This window comes from Phycicoccus flavus (genome assembly GCF_004025965.2).
Taxonomy (GTDB): domain Bacteria; phylum Actinomycetota; class Actinomycetes; order Actinomycetales; family Dermatophilaceae; genus Phycicoccus; species Phycicoccus flavus.
The window spans coordinates 1-2,026 of sequence record NZ_SAYU02000124.1 but is presented as its reverse complement, the minus strand read 5'-3'; the positions used below and the strand labels follow the sequence as shown (position 1 = coordinate 2,026).

At 73.2% G+C, this 2,026-nt stretch carries 2 protein-coding genes and 1 pseudogene; 2 read left to right on the top strand and 1 reads right to left on the bottom strand.

Features of this window, described 5'->3' with window-relative positions; all coding sequences use genetic code 11:
* A partial coding sequence (locus EPD83_RS20495) for a hypothetical protein (protein WP_205859640.1) occupies positions 1–274 on the bottom strand: 274 nt, incomplete at its 3' end.
* 342 nt (positions 275–616) lie between these two features.
* Between EPD83_RS20495 and EPD83_RS19880 the strand changes: the two genes are divergently transcribed.
* Together EPD83_RS19880 and EPD83_RS19875 are read left to right on the top strand one after the other, a co-directional pair.
* Complete coding sequence (locus EPD83_RS19880) at positions 617–1,846, top strand: CpaF family protein (RefSeq protein WP_235950750.1); 1,230 nt, start codon at positions 617–619, stop codon at positions 1,844–1,846.
* A pseudogene (locus EPD83_RS19875) lies at positions 1,843–2,026 on the top strand (type II secretion system F family protein); the annotation flags it as partial. The gene EPD83_RS19880 and the pseudogene EPD83_RS19875, both read left to right, overlap by 4 nt.

Here is a 2,026-nt window from a genome sequence, read left to right as displayed (position 1 = left end):
CCGGTCGCGGGTGGTCCCCTGCACCACCCGCGACCGCGCTCCCGGAGCCCGGCGCCACCGCGACGGACACGCCGTCGAGGAGCGGCGGCATCCCGAGCGGAGCATCGTCGGCGAGGACCGCACCGCCGACGACGAGCCCCGGCACCGGCATCCGCAGATGCCCGGCCAGGGCGTCGCGCAGCATGGCGGTGTCCGCCGCGCCGCACCACGACACGACGACGTCGACCGGTCGTGGTCGACGGCGTGGCACGTGCACGGTCATCCGCAGCTCCATGCCCCGGACGGTAGGCAGGAACGGCCTCGGGGCCGCGGAGTTTTCCACAGCCTGCTCGCCCGGACGGCGACGGACCGCACGACCCCGGGACCGCCGGAAGAGACGGCCGTCGGTGGTCTTTACCGGGCTGCGGCGGGCCTGGTCGACGGGTGGTTCACGCCGGGCACATCAGTCACAGCGGACCCGGGAGTCACCGCTCGCGCGCGCTCGACGCACCCCTCGGGACATGCATGCAGAAAGTTGTCCACAATCGCCGTTCTCGGCGTGCGGGTCATTCCTCGCTGCGGTTCTCTGGGTCCCTGGACGCGGCCGATCCGGCCGCCGGGGAGGGAGATGGTCGGCGTGGACGCCGTGCGGACGCTCGAGGGTGAGGTGCGTGAGCTCATCCGTCGCTCGGGGCTCGACCCCGCCCGCGACGAGGGTGCCGTGCGCCGCCTGGTCCGTGAGGCCGTCTCGGACTACGACGAGCGCTCCATGCACGGCGGGATGCCGGTCCTGGCCGACCTGGACGCGACGTCCAAGGCGCTGTGGGACTCGGTGGCCGGCTACGGCCCGCTCCAGCAGTACTTCGACGACCCCTCCGTCGAGGAGATCTGGGTCAACGAGCCCTCCCGCGTGTTCGTCGCCCGCGACGGCGTCGCCGAGCTGACCACGACGCTGCTCACCCGCGACCAGGTGCGCGACCTCGTCGAGCGGATGCTGAAGTCGTCCGGCCGCCGGGTCGACCTCAGCAGCCCCTTCGTCGACGCGGTGCTGCCCGACGGCAGCCGCCTGCACGTCGTCATCCCCGACATCACCCGCGAGCACTGGTACGTCAACGTCCGCAAGTTCGTCGTCAAGGCCGACTCGATGGACGACCTCGTGCGGCTCGGCACCCTCACCGGGCAGGCCGCCCGCTTCCTCGAGGCCGCGGTCGTCGCCGGGCTCAACATCCTCGTCGCCGGAGGCACGCAAGCAGGGAAGACGACGCTGCTCAACTGCCTGGCCGCCGCGGTGCCCGCCCGCGAGCGGGTGGTGACGTGCGAAGAGGTCTTCGAGCTGCGCATCCCGCACCGCGACGTGGCGGCGATGCAGTGCCGGCAGCCCTCGCTCGAGGGCACCGGCGAGATCCCGCTGCGCCGCCTCGTCAAGGAGGCACTGCGGATGCGGCCCTCACGGATCATCGTCGGCGAGGTCCGGCAGGCCGAGAGCCTCGACCTGCTCATCGCCCTCAACAGCGGTCTGCCCGGCATGTGCACCGTGCACGCGAACAGCGCCCGCGAGGCCGTGACGAAGATGTGCACCCTGCCCCTGCTGGCCGGCGAGAACGTGTCCGCACGCTTCGTCGTGCCGACCGTCGCCTCGTCCGTCGACCTCGTCGTCCACGCGGCCCTGGAGCGCGACGGCCGCCGGACCGTCCGCGAGATCGCGGCCGTGCCCGGGCGCACCGAGGAGGACGTCGTCGAGATCGCCGAGCTGTTCGTCCGGCGGGGCGGTGAGCTCGTGCGTGCCGACGGGTTCCCGCCGCACGCCGACCGCTTCGAGCGCGCGGGCTACGACCTCGCCGCGCTGCTGGCCCGGGGTGCGTCGTGACCGGGCTGCTCGTCGGGCTGCTGCTCGGGGTCGGCCTGTTCCTCATTTGGTGGAGCTGCTGGGTCCCCGAGCCCGGTCCGGCCCGGACGGGCGGGCGGTCCTCACCGCTCGGCCGGCTCGGCGACGACATCGTCCAGGCCGGCTTCCGGGGCCTCGGCGTGCGGACCCTCCTCGTCGGCA